The organism is Extensimonas perlucida, from assembly GCF_007655255.1.
Lineage (GTDB): Bacteria > Pseudomonadota > Gammaproteobacteria > Burkholderiales > Burkholderiaceae_C > Extensimonas > Extensimonas perlucida.
The window spans coordinates 21,110-41,066 of the sequence record NZ_VMYE01000010.1; the positions used below are offsets into that span (position 1 = coordinate 21,110).

20 protein-coding genes are annotated in these 19,957 nt (G+C 64.2%); 11 read left to right on the forward strand and 9 right to left on the reverse strand.

Going from position 1 to position 19,957, the window contains the following annotated elements; genetic code table 11:
• The first annotated feature begins 75 nt into the window (after nt 1-75).
• The 7 genes from pstS (at nt 76) to phoR (ending at nt 6,755) form a co-directional block, all read left to right on the forward strand.
• On the forward strand, nt 76-1,122 hold the full coding sequence (pstS, locus tag FK527_RS10030; protein WP_144733015.1) for a phosphate ABC transporter substrate-binding protein PstS: 1,047 nt from the start codon (nt 76-78) through the stop codon (nt 1,120-1,122).
• Between the two features lie 214 nt (nt 1,123-1,336).
• Nucleotides 1,337-2,260: a phosphate ABC transporter permease PstC gene (pstC, locus tag FK527_RS10035; protein WP_144733229.1), complete on the forward strand. Its 924-nt coding sequence runs from the start codon at nt 1,337-1,339 to the stop codon at nt 2,258-2,260.
• Nucleotides 2,257-3,114: a phosphate ABC transporter permease PstA gene (gene pstA / locus FK527_RS10040; protein ID WP_144733018.1), complete on the forward strand. Its 858-nt coding sequence runs from the start codon at nt 2,257-2,259 to the stop codon at nt 3,112-3,114. Before pstC ends, pstA begins: the two co-directional genes overlap by 4 nt.
• A gap of 23 nt (nt 3,115-3,137) precedes the next feature.
• Entirely contained in the window at nt 3,138-3,929 is a 792-nt protein-coding gene (gene pstB / locus FK527_RS10045; RefSeq protein WP_425460435.1) for a phosphate ABC transporter ATP-binding protein PstB, read from the forward strand.
• A gap of 16 nt (nt 3,930-3,945) precedes the next feature.
• Nucleotides 3,946-4,650, forward strand: a complete 705-nt coding sequence (gene phoU / locus FK527_RS10050; protein WP_144733021.1) for a phosphate signaling complex protein PhoU — start codon at nt 3,946-3,948, stop codon at nt 4,648-4,650.
• Between the two features lie 12 nt (nt 4,651-4,662).
• Nucleotides 4,663-5,370 carry a phosphate regulon transcriptional regulator PhoB gene (gene phoB / locus FK527_RS10055; protein WP_144733024.1) on the forward strand — a complete coding sequence of 236 codons (708 nt, stop codon included), beginning with the start codon at nt 4,663-4,665 and terminating at the stop codon, nt 5,368-5,370.
• A 32-nt stretch (nt 5,371-5,402) separates the two neighbouring features.
• On the forward strand, nt 5,403-6,755 hold the full coding sequence (gene phoR / locus FK527_RS10060; protein ID WP_144733027.1) for a phosphate regulon sensor histidine kinase PhoR: 1,353 nt from the start codon (nt 5,403-5,405) through the stop codon (nt 6,753-6,755).
• Here phoR and FK527_RS10065 read toward each other — a convergent pair.
• Nucleotides 6,700-7,059, reverse strand: coding sequence for a hypothetical protein (locus FK527_RS10065; protein WP_144733030.1), 360 nt, complete (start codon nt 7,057-7,059; stop codon nt 6,700-6,702). The genes phoR and FK527_RS10065 overlap by 56 nt on opposite strands.
• Before the next feature lie 33 nt (nt 7,060-7,092).
• On the opposite strand from FK527_RS10065, the gene FK527_RS10070 reads away from it, so the two are divergent.
• A complete protein-coding gene (locus FK527_RS10070; protein WP_144733033.1) occupies nt 7,093-8,283 on the forward strand; it encodes an aminotransferase-like domain-containing protein in 1,191 nt (396 codons plus the stop codon).
• An 82-nt stretch (nt 8,284-8,365) separates the two neighbouring features.
• On the opposite strand, the gene nrdR is transcribed toward FK527_RS10070, so the two are convergent.
• From nrdR to FK527_RS10085, 3 genes are all read right to left on the reverse strand, one after another.
• Nucleotides 8,366-8,815 (reverse strand): transcriptional regulator NrdR, encoded by a 450-nt coding sequence (nrdR, locus tag FK527_RS10075; protein ID WP_144733036.1) that lies wholly within the window; start codon nt 8,813-8,815, stop codon nt 8,366-8,368.
• Between the two features lie 18 nt (nt 8,816-8,833).
• Complete coding sequence (gene glyA / locus FK527_RS10080; RefSeq protein WP_144733039.1) at nt 8,834-10,078, reverse strand: serine hydroxymethyltransferase; 1,245 nt, start codon at nt 10,076-10,078, stop codon at nt 8,834-8,836.
• 294 nt (nt 10,079-10,372) lie between these two features.
• The gene (locus FK527_RS10085; protein ID WP_144733042.1) at nt 10,373-11,200 is read right to left on the reverse strand and encodes a lytic transglycosylase domain-containing protein; all 828 of its coding nucleotides are present in this window, start codon (nt 11,198-11,200) and stop codon (nt 10,373-10,375) included.
• A 398-nt stretch (nt 11,201-11,598) separates the two neighbouring features.
• On the opposite strand from FK527_RS10085, the gene FK527_RS10090 reads away from it, so the two are divergent.
• From FK527_RS10090 to FK527_RS10100, 3 genes are read left to right on the forward strand one after another with little or no spacing between them, the layout of a single operon-like run.
• On the forward strand, nt 11,599-12,462 hold the full coding sequence (locus FK527_RS10090) for an SDR family oxidoreductase (RefSeq protein ID WP_144733045.1): 864 nt from the start codon (nt 11,599-11,601) through the stop codon (nt 12,460-12,462).
• Nucleotides 12,459-13,337 (forward strand): SDR family oxidoreductase, encoded by an 879-nt coding sequence (locus FK527_RS10095; protein WP_144733048.1) that lies wholly within the window; start codon nt 12,459-12,461, stop codon nt 13,335-13,337. Before FK527_RS10090 ends, FK527_RS10095 begins: the two co-directional genes overlap by 4 nt.
• Nucleotides 13,334-13,780, forward strand: coding sequence for a PaaI family thioesterase (locus tag FK527_RS10100; protein ID WP_144733052.1), 447 nt, complete (start codon nt 13,334-13,336; stop codon nt 13,778-13,780). The genes FK527_RS10095 and FK527_RS10100 overlap by 4 nt, the downstream gene beginning before the upstream one ends.
• 51 nt (nt 13,781-13,831) lie before the next feature.
• Here the strand turns inward: FK527_RS10100 and FK527_RS10105 are convergent, their stop codons facing one another.
• The 5 genes from FK527_RS10105 to FK527_RS10125 all read right to left on the reverse strand — a co-directional run bounded on the left by FK527_RS10105 (nt 13,832) and on the right by FK527_RS10125 (nt 19,936).
• Nucleotides 13,832-15,115, reverse strand: coding sequence for an O-acetylhomoserine aminocarboxypropyltransferase/cysteine synthase family protein (locus tag FK527_RS10105; RefSeq protein WP_144733055.1), 1,284 nt, complete (start codon nt 15,113-15,115; stop codon nt 13,832-13,834).
• Nucleotides 15,116-15,326: 211 nt separating this feature from the next.
• The gene (locus FK527_RS10110; protein ID WP_144733058.1) at nt 15,327-16,424 is read right to left on the reverse strand and encodes a glycosyltransferase; all 1,098 of its coding nucleotides are present in this window, start codon (nt 16,422-16,424) and stop codon (nt 15,327-15,329) included.
• Between the two features lie 26 nt (nt 16,425-16,450).
• Entirely contained in the window at nt 16,451-17,983 is a 1,533-nt protein-coding gene (locus tag FK527_RS10115) for an ArnT family glycosyltransferase (RefSeq protein ID WP_144733061.1), read from the reverse strand.
• Nucleotides 17,984-18,031: 48 nt separating this feature from the next.
• A complete protein-coding gene (locus FK527_RS10120) occupies nt 18,032-19,447 on the reverse strand; it encodes an FAD-binding oxidoreductase (RefSeq protein WP_144733064.1) in 1,416 nt (471 codons plus the stop codon).
• A 24-nt stretch (nt 19,448-19,471) separates the two neighbouring features.
• Nucleotides 19,472-19,936, reverse strand: coding sequence for a DUF2069 domain-containing protein (locus tag FK527_RS10125; protein ID WP_144733067.1), 465 nt, complete (start codon nt 19,934-19,936; stop codon nt 19,472-19,474).
• Nucleotides 19,937-19,957: the final 21 nt, after the last annotated feature.

The window sequence follows — 19,957 nt, forward strand, 5'->3', positions numbered from 1 at the left end:
TTTTCGATAGTCATGCAATTGTCATGAGGCGCAACTACATTCGTGCGTCCCTACTCACTCTCAAGAGGTCTTTCCATGCAGATGTCTTTGTCTCGCGTTTTGGCGGCTGGTGTCGCAGCTGCTGGTGTGTTTTCTGCCGCTTATGCGCAGGAAGTGAAGGAAATTACCGGTGCAGGCGCAAGCTTCCCTGCTCCGTTGTATTCCAAGTGGGCGGCCGATTACTACAAGGCGACGGGTGTGAAGGTCAACTACCAGTCTGTGGGTTCCGGCGCCGGACTCAAACAGATCGAGGCCAAGACCGTGGCTTTTGGCGCGTCCGACATGCCCTTGAAGGAAGATGAGCTCGAGAAAAAGGGCTTGGTGCAGTTCCCGACCGTGATCGGTGGCGTGGTTCCCGTGGTCAATATCAAGGGCATGGAGCCTGGCAAGCTTAAGCTCAATGGCCAGGTGCTCGGTGACATTTACCTGGGCAAGATCACCAAGTGGAATGACCCTGCCATTGCAGCGCTGAACCCCGGCGTGGAGCTTCCTGATGCGGCCATTTCGCCGGTGCGCCGTGCCGATGGCTCTGGCACCACGTTCGTGTTCACCAACTACCTCTCCAAGGTCAATGCCGAGTGGAAGAGCAAGGTGGGTGAGGGCACCGCAGTGAACTGGCCCGTAGGTGCGGGCGGCAAGGGGAATGAGGGCGTTGCCGCCTTCGTGGGGCGCCTGCCGAATTCGATTGGCTATGTCGAGTACGCCTACGTCAAGCAAAACAAAATGGCCTACGTGCAAATGCAGAACGCTGCCGGCCGTTTCGTCTCGCCCGACGATGATGCTTTCAAGGCTGCCGCCGCCGGCGCGGTGTGGCCCAAGAGTTTTTACCTGATCTTGACGAACCAGCCTGGCAATGCAACCTGGCCGATCACGAACCCTACGTTCATCCTGATGCACAAGGTGCAGGAAAAGCCTGCCGAAGCGACTGCATCGCTCAAATTCTTTGAGTGGACGTACAAAAATGGCGACAAGACCGCCACGGACTTGGACTATGTGCCGCTGCCCGCAAGCGTGAAGGACATGGTTGTGAAATCTTGGGCTGAGATCAAGGATGCCTCGGGCCATCCGGTTTCGTTGAAGTAAGCATCCTCTGGCGGGCTGCCGAGCGCAAAGCTGGAGCGGTCCGCCGGGATTTTTGCCCTGCAAAGGCAATTCGTGCGGATTAAATTTTTGTTGATGTCCAGAGGTTGCTGACGTGTCCACTACCTTACCCGTGAGCCAGGCGCCGTCTGCCAAAGCGGTCGCTCGTGCCGAGAGAAGCACGCCGCCGTCCCGTCCGCCGGGGGTGTCGAATGTGCTGGCCGATCAGATTTTTGGCTGGCTTGCGCGCGCGGCAGCCACACTGACTTTGTTGCTGCTGGTGGGCATTTTGCTGTCCTTGGTGATCGGGGCATGGCCTTCCATTGCGCGCTACGGCCTGAGTTTTTTGGGGCGCAGCGTATGGGATCCAGTGCAGGATGAGTACGGCGGGCTGGTCATGATCTATGGCACGCTCGCGACCTCTTTCATCGCCTTGCTGATTGCGGTGCCGGTGAGTTTCGGCATCGCCTTGTTTTTGACAGAACTGTCGCCCGCGTGGCTCAAGCGCCCTCTGGGCACGGCGATTGAATTGCTTGCGGCGGTGCCGTCCATCGTTTATGGCATGTGGGGGTTGTTGGTGTTCGCCCCCATTCTTTCGCGCTTCGTGCAGCAACCTCTGCAGTCCCTTTTCCAAGGGGTGCCTTTCTTCGGAGACTTGGTGTCGGGGCCGCCTGTAGGGATAGGCATTTTGTCGGCCGGGATCATTCTGGCCATCATGATCATCCCGTTCATCGCCTCCGTGATGCGTGACGTGTTCGAGGTGACGCCACCCATGCTCAAGGAATCGGCCTATGCGCTGGGCTCCACGACCTGGGAAGTGGTGTGGAAGGTCGTGCTGCCTTACACCAAGACCGGCGTGCTGGGCGGCATCATGCTGGGGTTGGGGCGCGCGCTGGGCGAAACCATGGCCGTGACCTTCGTCATCGGCAACATGAACCAGCTCAAGACTTTTTCGCTCTTCGAGGCGGCCAACAGCATCACCTCAGCGCTGGCCAACGAGTTTGCCGAGGCAGGCGAAGGGCTGCACCAGGCTTCGCTGATTTACCTTGGCTTGGTGCTGTTCTTCGTGACTTTTGTGGTACTCGCCTTGTCCAAGGTGCTGCTGATGCGCCTGCAAAAAAATGAAGGAGCACGCACATGAGCACCGCCGCACAACGCATGGCGCTCTATCGCCAACGCAAGGGTGTCAATTACTTTGCCTTGACCTTGTCGTTGCTCGCCATGGTATTCGGGGTTTTTTGGCTTCTCTGGATCTTGTGGGAGACTTTACGGCTTGGCCTGGGCGGCTTCAGCCTGAGTTTGTTCACGCAAATGACTCCTCCGCCCAATGAAGATGGCGGTGGTTTGGCAAACGCGATCTTCGGGTCGTTCATGATGGTGATGCTGGCGACCTTCGTCGGTACGCCCATAGGCATCATGGCAGGCGTGTTTCTGGCGGAATATGACAGAGGTAACAGCTGGCTGGCTTCGGTCACGCGCTTCGTCAACGACATTTTGCTGTCGGCGCCCAGTATCGTCATTGGCCTTTTCGTCTATGCCGCAGTGGTGGCGCGCTTCAGGAGTTTTTCCGCGTATGCGGGGGTGTTTGCCTTGGCCCTGATCGTGATCCCCGTGGTGATTCGCACGACCGAAAACATGCTTTTGCTGGTGCCTTCCAGTCTGCGCGAGGCCGCCTATGCGCTGGGTACGCCCAAGTGGAAGGTCATCACCCTGGTGACTTTGCGCGCCGCGCGCGCGGGCGTGATCACGGGTGTGCTGTTGGCAGTGGCGCGCATCGCGGGCGAGACGGCGCCCTTGCTGTTCACCTCGCTCAACAACCAGTTCTGGAGTGCCGACCTGTCCAAGCCCATGGCAAGCCTGCCTGTGACGATTTTCAAATTCGCCATGAGCCCCTATGAAAATTGGCAGCATCTCGCCTGGGCTGGGGTATTTTTGACCACGCTCGCGGTGCTGGGCCTCAACATCCTGGCCCGTGTGCTGACGCGCCAAAAGTGAACAAAGCAAGAAGGGATTCAAACGTGTCCATCGCATCTACCGCCGCAGCTCCGACAGCCACCCGTCCCAAGCTTTCAGTGCGCGACTTGAATTTTTATTACGGCAAATTCCACGCCCTGAAAAATATTCAGCTGGATATTCCAGAACACAAGGTCACGGCCTTCATTGGGCCTTCGGGCTGTGGCAAGTCCACCTTGCTGCGTACTTTCAACCGCATGTACGAGCTCTACCCCGAGCAGCGCGCGCAAGGGCAAATATTGCTCGACGGTGAAGACCTGCTCACGAGCAAGCAAGACGTTGCCTTGCTGCGCGCAAGGGTGGGCATGGTGTTTCAAAAGCCTACGCCGTTTCCCATGTCCATCTACGACAACATCGCATTCGGCGTGAAGCTGTTCGAAAACCTCAGCGCCTCCGAGATGGACGATCGCGTCGAATGGGCGCTGCGCAAGGCTGCGCTGTGGAGCGAAGTGAAGGACAAGCTTCAGCAAAGCGGCGCCAGCCTTTCGGGCGGCCAGCAGCAGCGCTTGTGCATCGCGCGTGGCATCGCGGTGAAGCCTGAGGTGTTGCTGCTCGACGAGCCCTGTTCCGCGCTCGACCCGATTTCCACGGGCAAAGTCGAGGAATTGATCGCCGAACTCAAGGACGAATACACGGTGGTGATCGTCACGCACAACATGCAGCAGGCAGCGCGTGTCAGCGATTACACGGCCTATATGTACCTCGGAGACCTGGTCGAGTTCGGCGAGACGGAACAGATGTTCTTCAAGCCCCAGCGCAAGGAGACCGAGGACTACATCACCGGCCGCTTCGGCTGAGGCAAGGAGACGAACCATGACAGAAAAGCATCTCTCGTCGCAATTCGACAACGAGCTCAATACGGTGTCTGCGCGTCTCATGGAAATGGGCGGGCTCGTCGAGGCGCAGATCCGCCAGGCGATCTATGCGCTTTCGCAGTTCAATATCGATGCGGCACTGCAGGTGATGGCGATCGAGCACCGCGTCAACGCCATGGAGGTCGAGGTGGACCAGGAGTTGACCACGATCATCGCCCGGCGCCAGCCCACGGCGCGGGATCTGCGCCTGCTGATTGCCTTTTCCAAGGCCACGACCAATCTCGAGCGCATGGGGGATGAAGCCAACCGCATGGCGCGCATGGTCAAGTCCATCATCGAGAGCGGCTCTGCGCGCTCCTTGCCTGCGGGTGAACTGCGCGTGGCGGCCGACTTGGCTTCGGCGCAGTTGCGCAAGGCGCTCGATGCGCTCGCGCGCCTCGACACCAAGGCGGCGGTCGCCATTCTCAAGGAGGACGATCTGATCGATCAGGAGTTCGACGGCTTCGTGCGCAAACTCATCACCTACATGATGGAAGACCCGCGCACGATCTCGCCCAGCCTCGACCTGCTGTTCCTGGCCAAGGCCATAGAGCGCATTGGCGACCACTCCAAGAACCTGGCCGAGCTGATCATCTATTTGGTCGAGGGCAAGGATGTGCGCCACAGAACCATGGACGAAATCGAATCCACTTTGATGCAATGAGTGGGAGTTCTGATGAAAAAAATGCCACAGGTGTTGATCGTCGAGGATGAGCCAGCCATTGCCGAGCTCATTGCGGTGAATCTGCGTCACAACGGTTTGCAGCCCATCTGGGCGGAAGATGGTGATTCGGCACAGCGGGAGATCGATGCGGTGCTGCCCGACGTGATCCTGCTCGACTGGATGCTGCCGGGGCAAAGCGGGCTGGCCCTGGCGCGCAAATGGCGTGCCGATGGCCGCACCAAAGCCGTGCCCATCATCATGCTCACCGCGCGCGGCGACGAGCCCGACAAGGTCGCGGGGCTGGACGCCGGTGCCGACGACTACATCACCAAGCCCTTTTCCACGCAGGAACTGCTTGCGCGCATCCGCGCCGTGCTGCGCCGCCGCGCGCCCGAGCAGGTCAATGACAGCGTGGCGCAGGGCGATCTGGTGCTCGACGCCGGCACGCACCGCGTAACCTACCAGGGGCGTGCGCTCAAGATCGGGCCGACAGAGTTCAAACTGCTGCACTTTTTTATGAAGCATGCCGAGCGCGTGCACAGCCGGGCCCAGTTGCTCGACAAGGTGTGGGGCGACCATGTGTTCATCGAGGAACGCACGGTCGATGTGCACGTCAAGCGCCTGCGCGAGGCCTTGGGTGCCGCAGGCGTGATGGTCGAGACCGTGCGCGGCGCGGGATACCGCTTCACGAGCCAGCCGCCGGCTTTGATGCAGGCCTGAACGCGCCCCTTTTTTCGAGTCACGACCCTGGCATGTTTTCGCGTTCGGCGTATTTCTTGTTTTTCCAACTGATCGGTGGTGCGATAGGCTGGTGGCAGGAAGGGGTGTGGGGGGCGTTGGTGGGTGCGGGCTTTGCCGCCTGGGGCTGGTTTGCGCTGGACTTGTGGCGCGGCAGTCGAGTGCTGCGGTGGTTGCGCACGGGCGACTTGTCTGCGGTGCCGCAGTTGCGCGGCATGTGGGGCGAGGCCGCCGATCGCGCGCGCCGTCTGCTGCGCCTGGCGCAGGCACAGGTCGAAAAGAACCAGGCGCGACTGCAGGAGATACTGGCGGCGCTGCAGGCTACGCCCAATGGCGTCGTGTTGCTTGATGCCCAGGGGCGCATCGAATGGTGCAACCAGATTGCCGCAGGCCATTTTGGCTTTGACGTGCAGCGCGACCTCATGCAATTCATCGGCAATCTGGTGCGTGACCCCGAATTCAGTGCCTACTGGGCCGCGCACGACTTCAGTCACGACGTGATCCTGCAAGGGCGCGACAGCACGCCTGCACATCCTGTGCGTCTTTCGGTGCAACTCTTTCCTTATGCCGATGGACGCATGCTGCTGCTGGCGCGCGATGTGACGGCGCTCGAGCAGGCCGATGCGATGCGGCGCGACTTCGTGGCGAATGTGTCGCACGAAATGCGCACCCCTTTGACCGTGCTCTCGGGCTTCGTGGAGACTTTGCAGACGCTGCCACTGAATGCGCAGGAGCGTGCGCGCTATCTGAGCATGATGGCGCAGCAGGCGACCCGCATGCAGCACGTGGTGGAAGACCTGCTGACGCTCTCGCGTCTGGAAGGCAGCCCCTTCCCCGGTCTGGGAGAGTGGACACCAGTGAAAACGCTGCTGCGGCGCTGCGAAGAAGAGGCCCGGGCCCTGTCTAGTCTGCTCACCAGGCACCAGCAGCGACCGCATACCCTGCAATTTCCGCCCGCAGACGTATTGCAGCAGGCAGGGGAGATCGCCGGGTCGCAGTCCGAACTGCAAAGTGCGCTGTCCAACCTCATCAGCAACGCCGTGCGCTACACCCCCGGGGGCGGCAGCATCACGGTCGAGTGGCAGCCGCAGGCCGATGGCACGGCGGTTTTCAGCGTGCGCGACACCGGCGTGGGTATTGCGCCCGAACACATTCCGCGCATCACCGAGCGTTTTTACCGTGTCGATCGCAGCCGCTCGCGCGAAACGGGCGGCACGGGGCTGGGGCTGGCGATCGTCAAGCACGTGCTGCAGCGCCATGGTGCTGCGCTGCGCATCACGAGCACGGTGGGCAAGGGCTCGACCTTTTCGGTCATCTTTCCGGCAATCCGCCTGCGCAGCGCTGAGGTGCCCGAGCATTCTCTGTAAGCGTGCGCCGCAGCAGCGCCAGAAACAGCGCCGCCACGAGCGCGAACGCGCGGGCGCTCGTGGCCCAGAAGGTGCGCGGTGAAGGCTGCGGAGCCCACGGGCCTAGGAGCCTGTCGGACTTTGGAATCGTCGGCTGCGAGTGCGCCGCAGCGGCCCATTTTTTACCGTCTTCTTGCCCCATAGCACCACTATGGGGCTGCGAATCCGGCAAAAACTGGCCTCGCCGGGGCGCATTCTCGCTATCGACGCCCAAAGTCCGGCAGGCTCCCGGCACGGCACCGTGTGGCCTGAGGCGCTGCGACAATGGCGCTTTCCTGTTCGTTGGAGTGTTTTTGCCATGCAATTTGCCGACCGTCTGAACCAGGTGGAGACTTCCGCCATCCGCGATCTTTTCAAGCTGCTGGGCAAGCCCGGCATCGTCAGCTTTGCGGGGGGCTTTCCCGACAGCGCGATGTGCGACGTCGAGGGCATTCGCACTGCGGTGAATGCGGCCTTGAGCGAAGACGGCGGCGGCGCCTTGCAATATGGCGCGACCGAGGGCTATCCGGCGCTGCGCGAGCAGCTGGCCCGCTTCATGGCGGGCAAGGGCGCGCAGGACGTGACGTCCGAGCAGCTCATCGTCACCACGGGCAGCCAGCAGGCGCTTGACCTGCTCGCCAAGACCATGATCAGCCCCGGCGACAAGGTGATCGTCGAGGGGCCGACGTTTTTGGCGACCATCCAGTGCTTTCGGCTGTTTGGCGCGCAGCTCGTGAGCGCGCCCATAGACGCGCAGGGCGTGCAGACCGACGTGCTGGAGCAGCTGATGGCGCAGCATCGGCCCAAAATGGTGTATTTGATCCCGACCTACGGCAACCCCAGCGGCGCCACGCTGAGCCTTGCGCGGCGCAAAAGGGTGCTGGAGCTCGCGCTGCAGTACCAGTGCCTGGTCGTCGAGGACGACCCTTATGGCGACCTGTATTTCGATGCGCCGCCGCCGCCCAGCCTGCTTGCGCTTTCGGCGCAGGTGCCGGGCAGTCGCGACTGGCTCGCGCACTGCGGCAGCCTCAGCAAGGTGCTGAGCGCGGGCCTGCGCCTGGGCTGGCTGATCGCGCCGCCGGAGTTGCTCGCCAAGGCCGTGATGTGCAAGCAGTTCAGCGACGCCAACACCAGCACCTTTGCCCAGGCCACGGCTGCGCACTATCTGCGCGCGGGCCGCATGCCCGCCACGCTGGCCCATGTGCGCAAGGTCTATGCCGAGCGCGCCGCCACCATGGGGCGGGCGTTGCGCCGTGAGCTCGGCGCTGCGATCGACTTCGTGCCGCCGCAGGGGGGGCTGTTCATCTGGGCGCGCCTGACCGGGGCCGGCGGCAAGATTGCCGACGCGCAGGAGTTGTCGCCGCGTGCGATCGAAAAAGGCGTGGCCTTCGTGCCGGGCGCGCCGTTTTACTGCGCCAACCCCGACCGCGCCACGCTGCGCCTGTCGTTCGCGACCGCGGACCTGCCCAAGATCGAGGAAGGCGTGCGCCGGCTCGCGCAGGCGCTGTGAGGGCGCCAAAGGTGGCGAAAATTTAGGTACTTTTGGCCTCTAGTGCTTGTGTATCAAGCGCTAGTAGCTATTATTTTGTGAGTTATTTGTCCACTTCATCGACAACGGCGCGGAATGCGTCCACGTCTTCGAAGTTGCGATACACGCTCGCAAAGCGCACGTAGGCAACCTTGTCGAGTTTTTTGAGTTCGCGCATCACGAGCTCGCCAAGCTGGGCCGAGGGCAGCTCGCGCTGGCCCAGGCTCAGCAGCTTTTCTTCGATGCGTTCGATCGCGCTGTCGATCTGCTCGGTGCTCACGGGGCGCTTGCGCAGCGCGAGTTTGAACGAGGCGAGCAGCTTGGCGCGCTCGTACTCGGTGCGCCGCCCGTCCTTTTTGATGATGGTGGGCAGCGTCACCTCGGGGCGCTCGTAGGTGGTAAAGCGTCGCTCACAGGCTGCGCACTGGCGCCTGCGGCGTACCAAGCCGCCGTCCTCGGCCACGCGGGTTTCGACGACTTGCGTCTCCTGGTGGCCGCAGAAAGGGCATTTCATGCTTGCGCTGCGCCGCGTTCAGCCATAGACCGGAAAGCGTGCCGTGAGCGCGTGCACCTTGGCGCGTACCGCGGCGATATGCTCGGTGTCGCGCGGCTTGTCGAGCACGTCGGCGATCAGGTGGGCCGTGAGGCGCGCCTCTTCGTCCTTGAAGCCGCGCGTGGTCATCGCGGGGGTGCCTATGCGCACGCCGCTTGTGACCATGGGCTTTTCAGGGTCGTTGGGGATGGCGTTTTTGTTGATCGTCATGTGCGCGGCGCCGAGCACGGCCTCGGCTTCCTTGCCGGTGATGCCCTTGGAGCGCAGATCGACCAGCATCACATGGCTTTGCGTGCCGCCGCTCACGATGCGCAGGCCGCGCTCGGTCAGCGTTTCGGCAACGATGCGCGCGTTCGTCACCACCTGCTGCTGGTAGGTCTTGAACTCGGGTTGCAACGCCTCTTTGAAGGCTACGGCCTTGGCCGCGATCACGTGCATCAGCGGGCCGCCCTGCAGACCGGGGAAGACGGCGCTGTTGATGGCCTTTTCGTGCTCGGCCTTCATCAGGATGACGCCGCCGCGCGGGCCGCGCAGGCTCTTGTGCGTGGTCGAGGTGACCACGTCGGCGTGTGGCACGGGGTTGGGATACACGCCCGCGGCGATCAGACCCGCATAGTGCGCCATATCGACCATGAAGATAGCGCCCACGTCCTTGGCCACCTTGGCAAAGCGCGCAAAGTCGATGTGCAGGCTGTAGGCCGAGGCACCCGCGATGATGAGCTTGGGCCGCGTTTCGTGGGCCTTCTTTTCCATCGCGTCGTAGTCGATGGCCTCCTTGGCGTCGAGGCCGTAGGAGACTACATTGAACCACTTGCCGCTGATGTTGAGCGGCATGCCGTGCGTGAGGTGGCCGCCTTCGGCCAGACTCATGCCCATGACGGTGTCGCCGGGCTTGAGAAACGCGAGGAACACGGCCTCGTTGGCCGAGGCGCCGCAGTGCGGCTGCACGTTCGCGGCTTCAGCGCCGAAAAGCTGCTTGAGCCGGTCTATGGCCAGCTGTTCGACCACATCGACGTATTCGCAGCCGCCGTAGTAGCGTCGGCCAGGATAGCCCTCGGCGTATTTGTTGGTCAGTTGCGTGCCTTGCGCCCACATCACGGCGGGCGAGGCGTAGTTTTCGCTGGCGATCAGCTCGATGTGCTCTTCCTGGCGGCGGTTTTCGGCCAGGATGGCGGCAAAGACTTCGGGGTCGGTTTGTTCGACGAGGATGTTGCGGTGGTACATGGCAGTCCTAGGGTGAAAGCTGCTTCCTTGCACTTTGCGCCACGAAACGGCGTTTTGCGGCGCTGACAAGGGCTGCCCAGGCGAACGGCTTGGCACCGGGACTTGCCCGGCGGTACGCTTCCCCGTGGTTTACAAGGAGCCATCCTTGCCGGTTTCCACGTCGGCGGCGGCTGCCAGTGCGCCGGCGGCCGCGCCTATCGCCAGTTGCGTACGCCGCGAGTGTAGCCGAGCGGGGCGCCTGCGCTTCTTTGCTTGCCCGTCGGAGAGCCGCCGTTGTGCGCTGTGAAGGCGCGCTCAGGACTGCGCAGGCGATGCTGCAACGCCTTCATCGTTGCGTGCCGTGGCATCCCCCGCGGGGCGCACCGGCGCGGGCTGCGCTTGTGCACGTGCTGCAAGCGTCCCGCGCCGACCGGCGATCTGGCGCAGGCGCGCCTGCTCGGCCAGGACTTTGGCCGCGTAGCCGCCGTCGTCTTCCTGGTTTGCCGCGCCCACGTAATAGCGCAGCCCGCCTTCGACCGAGCCGGCGCGCTGTATGCACTCCTGCAGCACCTTGGCGCCCACGCGCAGGTTTGTCAGCGGATCGAAAGCCGCGAGGTGGCCGCCAACGTTTTCGTATTTGTCGGTGTGCGTTCGCGTCATCACCTGCATCAAGCCCTGCGCGCCGACGGCGCTTTGGGCAAAGGGGTTGAAGCTCGACTCGACGGCCATCACGGCGAGCAGCAAAGTGGGCTCGATCTTGGTGCGCAGGCCCAGGTCATAAGCCTCGGCCACCAGCGCGCTGACGGGCTCAGGCGCCACGCGGTATTTTTTGCTGAGCCAAAAAGCAATGGCCGCCTGCTCCTTGGGCAGGGTCTGGGGATGGATGGCGAGGGCGCGGTCGCCCGTGTCGGCCACGGTTGGGGCCTCCTGCTCCTGCGCCACGACATGGCGGGTGCGCAGCCAGTCGAACAGCTGAGCCTCGGCGCTCAAGCGCAGATCGGGCCGGCTCGCAGCGACCATGGCCACGCAGGCCACGGCCAAGCCAAGCAGCGCAAGACCGTTGTGGGTGATGGCAAAGAATCCTTCGACCACGTCATTGACGAAGGTCTTGGTGCCGGAGATGAAACGAGGGAACGCTGTCATCACTATTCCTTTCCTAGATGAAGCGGGCGCCATGTGCCTTGCATGCGCAGGGCGGGCGAGGCATCACGGTGCCGCGATACATGCACCAAAGAGCCGAGTGGGGCAGCGGAAGCGAGTCTCACTGACCCCCGTCTGAAGAGGCGCGGATTCTGAAATGCAATTCATACCAAGTCAATGCTTAAGACACAAGATATAAGACAAATTAGTTATGTCGTTCGCTGGATGGGCGGCATTCGTGCGCCGGCATAGGCACTTTTCGTCGGCAAGCTAGGGTTATCCCGCAGGGGTGGGTAATCAAACGCTAGTTAGAGTTGGATAATGCGCGGCGCATCCATGCCAATGCCCCCATTGCCGACCCCCTATGGAATTTTCCGCTTCTGAGATTTCTGAGGTTATTCATGACAGCACCCTCTACCTTCGGCTTCGACGATGACGTCCTGGCCCAGCAGCCCACGGTCTATCACCCTGGGCTTTTCGACGACAAAGTCGTGCTCGTTTCGGGCGCGGGCAGCGGCATTGGCAAGGCCATCGCCTTTTTGTACGCGCGCCTGGGCGCCAGGCTCGCGATCTGCGGGCGCGACGTGGCCAAGCTCGAGGCCAGCGCCGAATGGCTGCGCAAGCTCGGCAGCCCCGACGTGTTCGTGCATCCCATGAGCATCCGCGACCCCGAGCAGGTCGAGCAGTTGATGGATGCGGCGTGGCAGCACTTCGGGCGCGTCGATGTGCTGGTCAACAACGCCGGCGGCCAGTTTCCGCAGCGTGCGCTGGATTTCAGCACCAAGGGCTGGAAGGCGGTGATAGACACCAACCTCAACGGCACCTGGTACATGATGCACGCCATGGCCAAGCGCTGGCGCGACACGGGCACGCAGGGCAACATCGTGAACATCGTCGCCACCTTCCAGCGCGGCATGCCGGGGGTGGCACACACCTGCGCGGCGCGCGCGGCCGTGACCTACCTTTCCAAGACCGTGGCGGTGGAGTGGGCGCAGTACGGCATCCGCATCAACTGCGTCGCGCCCGGCGCGATCGCGAGCACGGGCTTTCGCCAGTATTCCGAGGAAGCCGTCAAGTCCTTCTCGGCCGCCAATCCGATGAAGCGCGTGGGCGACGTGCACGACATTGCCGAGGCCGTGGTCTATTTGAGCGCGCCCAGCGGCAAGTTCATCACGGGCGAACTGCTCACCGTCGATGGTGGCGGCGTCCTCTGGGGCGAGGTCTGGACCATCCCCAAACCCGAATATTTCAAGGTGACCGCATGAACACGCAAGACACGACTCAACCCAAATTCGGCCCCGGCGACGAGGCCCTTGCCGCGTTGCCCACGGTGTACCGCGATGACTTGTTTGCCGGCAAGGTGGTGCTGGTGTCGGGCGCGGGCAGCGGCATAGGCAAGGCCATCGCCTTTTTGTTTGCGCGCCTTGGCGCGACGCTCGCAATCTGCGGGCGCAATGCCGAAAAGCTCGAAGACAGTGCACAAAAGCTGCGCGCGCTCTCGGGGCGCGAGGTGTTCACCTACCCCATGACCATCCGCGACCCCGAGCAGGTCGATGCTTTGATGGGCGCCGTGTGGGAGCATTTCGGCGGCCTGGACATTCTGGTCAACAACGCGGGCGGGCAGTTTGCCGCACATGCGATGGACTTCCCCGTCAAGGGCTGGAACGCGGTCATAGACACCAATCTCAACGGCAGCTGGTTCATGATGCAAAGCGCCGCCAAGCGCTGGGTGGAGCAGGGCAAACCCGGCAACATCATCAACATCACCGCGGCGATAGACCGCGGCCTCACGGGCATGGCGCACACCGCCGCCTCGCGCGCGGGCGTGATCGCGCTCTCGCGCACGTTGGCCATCGAATGGGCCGAGCACAACATCCGCCTCAACTGCATAGGCGCTGGCGCGATAGAGAGCAACGGCTTCAACAACTACCGCGACGAAAACGTCCCTACCTTCTACCAGTGCAACCCCATGATGCGCCCTGGAGACGTGCAGGACATCGCCGAGGCCGTGGTCTATCTGGCCGGGCCCTCGGGCAAATTCATCACGGGCGAGGTGCTCAACGTCGAGGGGGGCATGCTGTTGTGGGGCGATTTCTGGCCCGCCGGCAAGCCCGACTACTTCAAGGTCAACGGCGCATGAGCGCAAGCAACAGCCCAGCAACTTCGGCTGCGTATTTCCACGGGCCGTTCCAGCAGCTCGTGGGCTACGACATTTTGAAGGGCGAGCGCGGGCCGTACTTCATGCTGCCGATACGGCGCGACCACCTGAATCCGCACGGCGTGCTGCACGGCGGCGTGCCGTTGACCTTGCTCGATGCGATCGGTGGGCGTGTGCTGATCGACCGGCAGATTCCGGGCAGCGAGCTGTTGATCCGCTCCACCGTGACCGCGACGCTCACGGTGGACTTCATGCGCGCGATCGACAGCGGCGTGCTGTACGCGAGCGGCACGCCCGACTTCATCGGCAAAACGCTGGCCTACGTCTCGGTCAAGGTCACGCGCGACGCGCTCGACGGCGAACTCGTCGCGCGCGGCATAGGCACCTACCGGGTATATACCAAGTCGCTTGTCAAGACGGTATAAAGCCAAATTGAGCTTTTAAGAAGATCTGACAAGCGCTGGCAGCTCACTTTTTCATACCTTGTCGAGCGCCTGCGCGAGGTCGGCCTGCAGGTCGTCCACGTGCTCTATGCCGATCGACAGGCGCACCATGCCCTCGCTCACGCCGGCCTGCTCGAGCTCGCCGGGGCTGAGCTGGCGGTGCGTGGTCGAGGCCGGGTGCGTGGCCAGCGATTTGGCGTCACCGATGTTCACGAGGCGCGTGAACAGCTGCAGCGCGTCGAGAAAGCGCGCGCCGGCCGCACGCGCGTCGCCGCCCTGGGCCTTGAGGCTGAACGACAGGATGCCCGAGGCGCGCCCGCCCATGAGGCGCTGCACGATGGCGTGGTCAGGGTGCTCGGGCAGGCCCGCGTAGCGCACCCATTCGATCTTGGGATGCGCTTGCAGGTAGCGCGCGAGCGCGAGCGCGTTGTCGCAGATGCGCTCCATGCGCAGCGCGAGCGTCTCTATGCCTTGCAGGATCAGGAAGGCGTTGAGCGGCGCCAGCGCCGCACCCATGTTGCGCAGCGGCACCACGCGCGCACGGCCAATGAAGGCGGCCGGGCCAAGGGCTTCGGTGTAGACCACGCCGTGGTAGCTCGGGTCGGGCTGGCTGAAGCGCGCGAAGCGCTCCCGGTGCTCGCCCCAGGGGAACTTGCCACTGTCCACGATCGCGCCGCCCAGGCTGTTGCCGTGGCCGCCGAGGTATTTGGTGAGCGAGTGCACGACGATGTCGGCGCCATGCTCTATGGGGCGCAGCAGGTAGGGGCTGGGCACGGTGTTGTCCACGATCAGCGGCACGCCGTGGGCGTGCGCCAACGCGGCCAGCGCGCCGATGTCGGGCACGTTGCCCAGCGGGTTGCCGATCGACTCGACGAAGATCGCCTTGGTGCGCGCGTCGATGTGGCGCGCAAAGCTGGCCGGATCGCGCGGGTCGGCAAAGCGCGTGGTGATGCCTTGCTGTGGAAAGGTATGCGCAAACAGGTTGTAGGTGCCGCCATAAATGGTGCTGGCCGAGACGATGTTGTCGCCCGCTTCGGCCAGCGTCTGGATCGCGTAGGTGATGGCCGCCATGCCCGAGGCCACGGCCAGCGCGCCTATGCCGCCTTCGAGCGCCGCAATACGCTTTTCGAGCACGTCGTTGGTCGGGTTCATCATGCGCGTGTAGATGTTGCCCGGCACCTTGAGGTCGAACAGATCCGCACCATGCTGCGCGCTGTCGAAGGCGTAGGCCACGGTCTGGTAGATGGGCACAGCGACGGACTTGGTCGTCGGGTCGGGGTTGTAGCCGGCGTGGACGGCGAGGGTTTCGAGTTTCATGGTTGCGTGGGATCAAATGAGGGAAGAAAGCGCATTTTTACCGCCGTTTGCACGGTGCAGAAAGAACGTTTGCGCATGAACTTATGGTGCCTGCGGCCATGTGCTGGGTGTGCCGGCTCGTTGCCGCCAGGGCTGCGGCACTTTGGGGCAGCGCGTGTGCGGGCGCAGCGGGCGCGGCTTGCAGGCCCGGGCCCGCCCACACCTTGCCGGCTCAGCCGCCCTTGGGTTTGTTCCAGGTGTAGATGGCGGTGATGGCGTAGTTCCACACCGCGCCCACGGCCACGCCCGCAAAGGCCGAGAGCACCCACGAGGCCTGCTGGCTGAACAGCCAGGCCGCGATGCCCACGTTGGCGAGCGCGCCCACGCTGCACGCGAGCGTGAAGCTGATCCAGCCGCGCAGCAGTTGCCAGCCGCGCAGGCGCATGTCGCGGTAGGTGAGCAGGTTGTTGAGCACGAAATTGCTGGTCATCGCGACCAGCGTGGCAGCGGTCTGCGCCCACAAAAACGGCATCGCGAGCAGCTTGAAGCAGATCGACAGCACCAGCAGGTGCACCAGCAGTCCGAAGCCGCCCACCAGCGTGAACGCGATGAAGCGTATGGGCACCACGCGGCCAAAAAAACGGTCCAGCAGCATGATGAAGTATTCCCACGCGACCGTGGTGTCGAGCTTGCTCTCGCCCGAAAAGCGCTGGCGGAACTGGTAAGGCAGCTCCAGATAGCGCAGCGGCGTGGGCGAGCTCGCGAACAGGTCGAGCAGAATTTTGAAGCCCACGCCCGACATGCCCTGGCGGATGCAGCCCAGCGCCGCCGCGTGGCGGATCATGAAAAAGCCGCTCATAGGGTCTTTGAGCTCGGCCTTGAGCACGCTGCGGCTCAGGCGCGTGGCCAGCCGGCTCAGGAAGGCGCGCGACTGCTTCCAGGCGCCAATGCCACCGCCTTCGACATAGCGGCTGCCGACCACCACGTCGAGGTTCGCGTCTTTTTGCAGCGTCTCGAACATGGCGCGCAGCAGGCGTTCATCGTGTTGCAAATCGGCGTCCATCACCGCGACCACCGGGGCGGACGAAGCCAGCATGCCTTCGATGCAGGCCGAAGCCAGGCCGCGCCGTCCGATGCGCTGCAGGCAGCGCACGCGCGCGTCGGACTGCGCCAGCGCGCGCACCTTGTCGGCGGTGCCGTCGGGCGAGTCGTCATCGACGAAGATCATTTCCCAGTCCACGCCTTCGAGCGCCTGGGCAACGCGGTCGCGCAGTTCGACGACGTTGCTGGCTTCGTTGAAGGTGGGGACGACGATGGAAAGCTGTGGCATGGTGGGAGGCGCTCTCGCTCTGCGGCTCAGCGCGGGCCTTTGGGGTGGCCGCGGTAGCCGGTGCAGCGGTAAATTTCGATGCGGCGGGTGTCCTGCTGCAGCTGGGTGGATTCGACCACTGCAATGCGCTCGATATGCGTGAAATAGGGCCGCAGTTTGGCGATGTCTATGCCAGTTTGTGGCATGTCGGAGGTGACGAGCAGGCCCGTGGCGCCGCGCAAGTCGTCGGGGCGCGGGAAGTAGTCGTACTGCAGGGCGCGCTCGCCGTAAATGTCTTGCGCATAGGTGCGATCCTGCCCCGCGTTGTAAAACCACAGCAGCGAGCTCGACTTGTACGAGGGCGAAAACACGAAGGTCTTTTGTCCCTGCGCGTGCAGCTCGGCCTCGATCTGGTCGATGCGCGCGGCGGCTTCCTTCCAGCCGCTCCAGATGTTGAGATCACCCGGCAGCGGCAGATTTGGCACCTGCGCGGCCGCGCCCAGCGCGAGCAGCAGCGCCGCCGACGAGCCCAGCCCCCAGCGCAACTGGCGCAGCTTGGCCGGCTGTGTGGACAGTTGCGCAAGCAGCGCGCGCAGGCCCAGCACGACCAGCGCCCACCAGGCGGGCATGAGCCAGTTGACCTTGGAATTGGCGCGAAAGCTCACTGCCGTGAACAGCAGCAGCGGCAGCAGCGCGCTTAGCAGCAGCAGCCAGCCCTGCGCATCGAGCGTGCGCCGCAGCGCCGCACGCACGCCGCTACCGAGCCCGCGCAGCGCGACCCAGAACAGGTAGGGGGTGAGCACCACGAACTGGGTAAACACCAGCAGCAGGAAAAAGCGCGGCTTGAAGCGGTCCATCTCGCCCACGCGGCGGCTGCTTTGGAACGCGATCGAAGCCCAGTCGTGCTGCATATTCCACAGAATCACGGGCGAGAACACAGCCAGGGCCAGCAGCAGCGCCAGATACGGGTGTGGCGTGGCCAGCCAGTGGCGCTGGCGTGGCACGGCCAGCAGGTACAGCACCGTGACGGGCACGAGCAGCGCGCCCGCGTATTTGCCCAGCCACGACAGCCCCAGGCACAGGCCGGCCAAGTACCACCAGCGCGCCTGGCCTGTGGCGCTCAGGCGCCAGAGGGCCCACAGCGTGGCGAGCCAGAAGAACATCAGCGGCCCGTCGGGCGAGGGGCCGAAGCCGTAGAACTCGTACAGCAGGCTCAGGTTGAGCGCGAGCAGCGACCAGAAGGTCAGCCGCCGGTCGCCCCAGAGGTCTTGCAGCAGCTTGGCCCACAGCAGATTCCAGCCCAGCGACCACACCACGGCGGCCAGCTTGACGCCAAACACCGTGGAGCCGACCACGGCCGTGCTCAGCCCGATCATGTAGCTGGCGAGCGGCGGATGGTCGAAGTACGAGAGATCGGGAAAGCGGCTCCAGGTCCAGTAGTAGGCCTCCTGCGGCAGCAGCGGCACGGTGGCCGCCATGAGCAGGCGCAACAGCGTGAAGCCGGCGATCAGCCAAAAAATGGCGCGGCCGTCGGGGGCCGCAAAAGTGCCGGTGTTGGGCAATGAAGAAGCGGTAGGCATGGCGAGCCCGCGATTATCGCCGGCGACGTTGGAGGCCGAAGCGGGGTGCTATCCCAATACCCGCCCCGGATTCAGCACATTCTGCGGATCGAGCGCGCGTTTGAGCGTGCGCATCAGCCCTAGCGCCACAGGCGACTGGTATTGCTGCAGTTGGCGCACCTTGAGCGCGCCCACGCCGTGCTCGGCTGAAAACGAGCCGCCGAACTGCGCCACCGCGTCATAGACGAGCGCGTTGACGCGCGCTTCGTGCGCCTGCAAAAAGGCTTGCGCGTCGCAGCCTTGCGGTGCCTGCACGTTGTAGTGCAGGTTGCCGTCGCCCAGGTGCCCGAAGGTGACCAGGCGCACACCGGGCAATTCCCGCGGGAGCAGTGCATCGGTGTGCGCGACGAAGTCTGCGATGCGCGATGTCGGCACGGCGATGTCGTGCTTGATGTTGAGCCCCTCCTTGGCCTGCGCGAGCGGGATGCTCTCGCGGATCTGCCACAGCTGCTGCGCCTGCGTTAAGTTTTCGGCAACCACGGCGTCGCTGATGCAGCCCTGCGCCAGCGCGGCCTCCATTAGCGCCTCGAAGCGCGCGCGAGCGTGGGCCGCAGATTCGCTGTCGGAGTTTTCAAGCAGCACACACCAGGGCGCGTCGGCGCGCTCGATGAAAGGCACGCGCAGCTGCGGCAGGTGCTGCTGCACCAGTTGCAGCGCAAAACGGCCCATGGCCTCGAACGCCGTGAGCCCCGCGTCCAGGTGCTGGTGCGCGAGCGCGAGCAGCGTGACGGCGTGCGCGAGCGAAGGCACGGCGGCCCAGGCGGTGAGCTGGGCTGCGGGCCGCGGGTAGAGCTTGAGCGTGGCCGCAGTGATGATGCCCAGCGTGCCCTCGCTGCCGATGAACAGGTCGCGCAGGTCGTAGCCGGTGTTGTCCTTGCGCAGGCCGCGCAGGCCGCTCCAGACCTCGCCCTGCGCGGTCACCACTTCGAGGCCCAGGCACAGCTCGCGTGCGTTGCCGTAGCGCAGCACCTGCGTGCCGCCCGCGTTCGTGGCCAGGTTGCCGCCTATGGTGCAGCTGCCTTCCGAGGCCAGCGAGAGCGGAAACAGCAGCCCGGCCTGTGCGGCCGCGGCCTGCACGGCGTGCAACAGGCAGCCGGCTTCAGCCGTGAGGGTGAGGTTGGCCGCATCGATGGCGCGCACGGCGTTCAGGCGCGCGAGGCTCAACACGATTTCGCGCCCCGAGGCGTCGGGCGTGGCGCCCAGCGAGAGGCCGGTGTTGCCGCCCTGCGGCACGATGGGCGCGCCCGCAGCCGCGCAGGCGCGCACCACGGCGGCCACTTCCTGCGCGTTGGCCGGGCGCACCACGGCCAGCGCCTTGCCGCGCGCGCGCCGGCGCCAGTCCTGCTCCCAGGCGCTCAGGTCGCCTTCGGTATGCACTTCGGCGGGGCCGACGATCTGGCGCAACGTGGGGAGCAATTCAGACATGGATCATCCTGCGGCAGCAAAAAATCAAGAAATGGAGCCCGCAGCCGCGCGCCTGGCTTTGCGCAGACGCAGACGCACATGCAGCGCGCAGGCGGCAAAGAGCAGCAGGCACAGCGCCACCTCGCCGAGCGCGAGCCAGTTGCCCGGCGGGCGGTCGCTCCAGGCGCGCACCACGCCTTCGATGAAATAAAGCCACAGCCCCAGGCTCAGCCAGCGGTAGGTGTACATGCGGTGTTTCAGCAGCCCGGCGAGCGGCACGCACAGCGGCAGCGCCTTGAGCGCGAGCCACGAGCCGCCCGGGCGCAGCGGCGCGAGCAGCAGCTCCCAGGCCAGACACAGCACGATCAGCGCGAGCAGGCTGCCCACGGCGAGCCAGCGCGTCGCGGCCACGGCGGGGTCGGGCGCGACGGGCGATGCGGCTGCAGGCGGGGCAGGCGGAATAGCGGAGGCCGTAGAAGATGGCGTAGAGGAGGGGGCGGGCGCAGTCATCGGGCTGGCATCATATCGGGC

What these genes read in the sequence shown, in the direction of transcription:
- pstS (WP_144733015.1), top strand. Translation starts at nt 76, where the DNA reads ATGCAGATGTCTTTGTCTCGCGTTTTGGCGGCTGGTGTCGCAGCTGCT.
- FK527_RS10070 (WP_144733033.1), top strand. Translation starts at nt 7,093, where the DNA reads ATGCAATTTGCCGACCGTCTGAACCAGGTGGAGACTTCCGCCATCCGC.
- glyA (WP_144733039.1), bottom strand. Translation starts at nt 10,078, where the DNA reads ATGTACCACCGCAACATCCTCGTCGAACAAACCGACCCCGAAGTCTTT.
- FK527_RS10110 (WP_144733058.1), bottom strand. Translation starts at nt 16,424, where the DNA reads ATGCCACAGCTTTCCATCGTCGTCCCCACCTTCAACGAAGCCAGCAAC.
- FK527_RS10120 (WP_144733064.1), bottom strand. Translation starts at nt 19,447, where the DNA reads ATGTCTGAATTGCTCCCCACGTTGCGCCAGATCGTCGGCCCCGCCGAA.
- phoU (WP_144733021.1), top strand. Translation starts at nt 3,946, where the DNA reads ATGACAGAAAAGCATCTCTCGTCGCAATTCGACAACGAGCTCAATACG.
- FK527_RS10125 (WP_144733067.1), bottom strand. Translation starts at nt 19,936, where the DNA reads ATGACTGCGCCCGCCCCCTCCTCTACGCCATCTTCTACGGCCTCCGCT.
- phoB (WP_144733024.1), top strand. Translation starts at nt 4,663, where the DNA reads ATGAAAAAAATGCCACAGGTGTTGATCGTCGAGGATGAGCCAGCCATT.
- FK527_RS10105 (WP_144733055.1), bottom strand. Translation starts at nt 15,115, where the DNA reads ATGAAACTCGAAACCCTCGCCGTCCACGCCGGCTACAACCCCGACCCG.
- FK527_RS10095 (WP_144733048.1), top strand. Translation starts at nt 12,459, where the DNA reads ATGAACACGCAAGACACGACTCAACCCAAATTCGGCCCCGGCGACGAG.
- nrdR (WP_144733036.1), bottom strand. Translation starts at nt 8,815, where the DNA reads ATGAAATGCCCTTTCTGCGGCCACCAGGAGACGCAAGTCGTCGAAACC.
- FK527_RS10085 (WP_144733042.1), bottom strand. Translation starts at nt 11,200, where the DNA reads ATGACAGCGTTCCCTCGTTTCATCTCCGGCACCAAGACCTTCGTCAAT.
- FK527_RS10090 (WP_144733045.1), top strand. Translation starts at nt 11,599, where the DNA reads ATGACAGCACCCTCTACCTTCGGCTTCGACGATGACGTCCTGGCCCAG.
- pstA (WP_144733018.1), top strand. Translation starts at nt 2,257, where the DNA reads ATGAGCACCGCCGCACAACGCATGGCGCTCTATCGCCAACGCAAGGGT.
- FK527_RS10100 (WP_144733052.1), top strand. Translation starts at nt 13,334, where the DNA reads ATGAGCGCAAGCAACAGCCCAGCAACTTCGGCTGCGTATTTCCACGGG.
- phoR (WP_144733027.1), top strand. Translation starts at nt 5,403, where the DNA reads ATGTTTTCGCGTTCGGCGTATTTCTTGTTTTTCCAACTGATCGGTGGT.
- FK527_RS10115 (WP_144733061.1), bottom strand. Translation starts at nt 17,983, where the DNA reads ATGCCTACCGCTTCTTCATTGCCCAACACCGGCACTTTTGCGGCCCCC.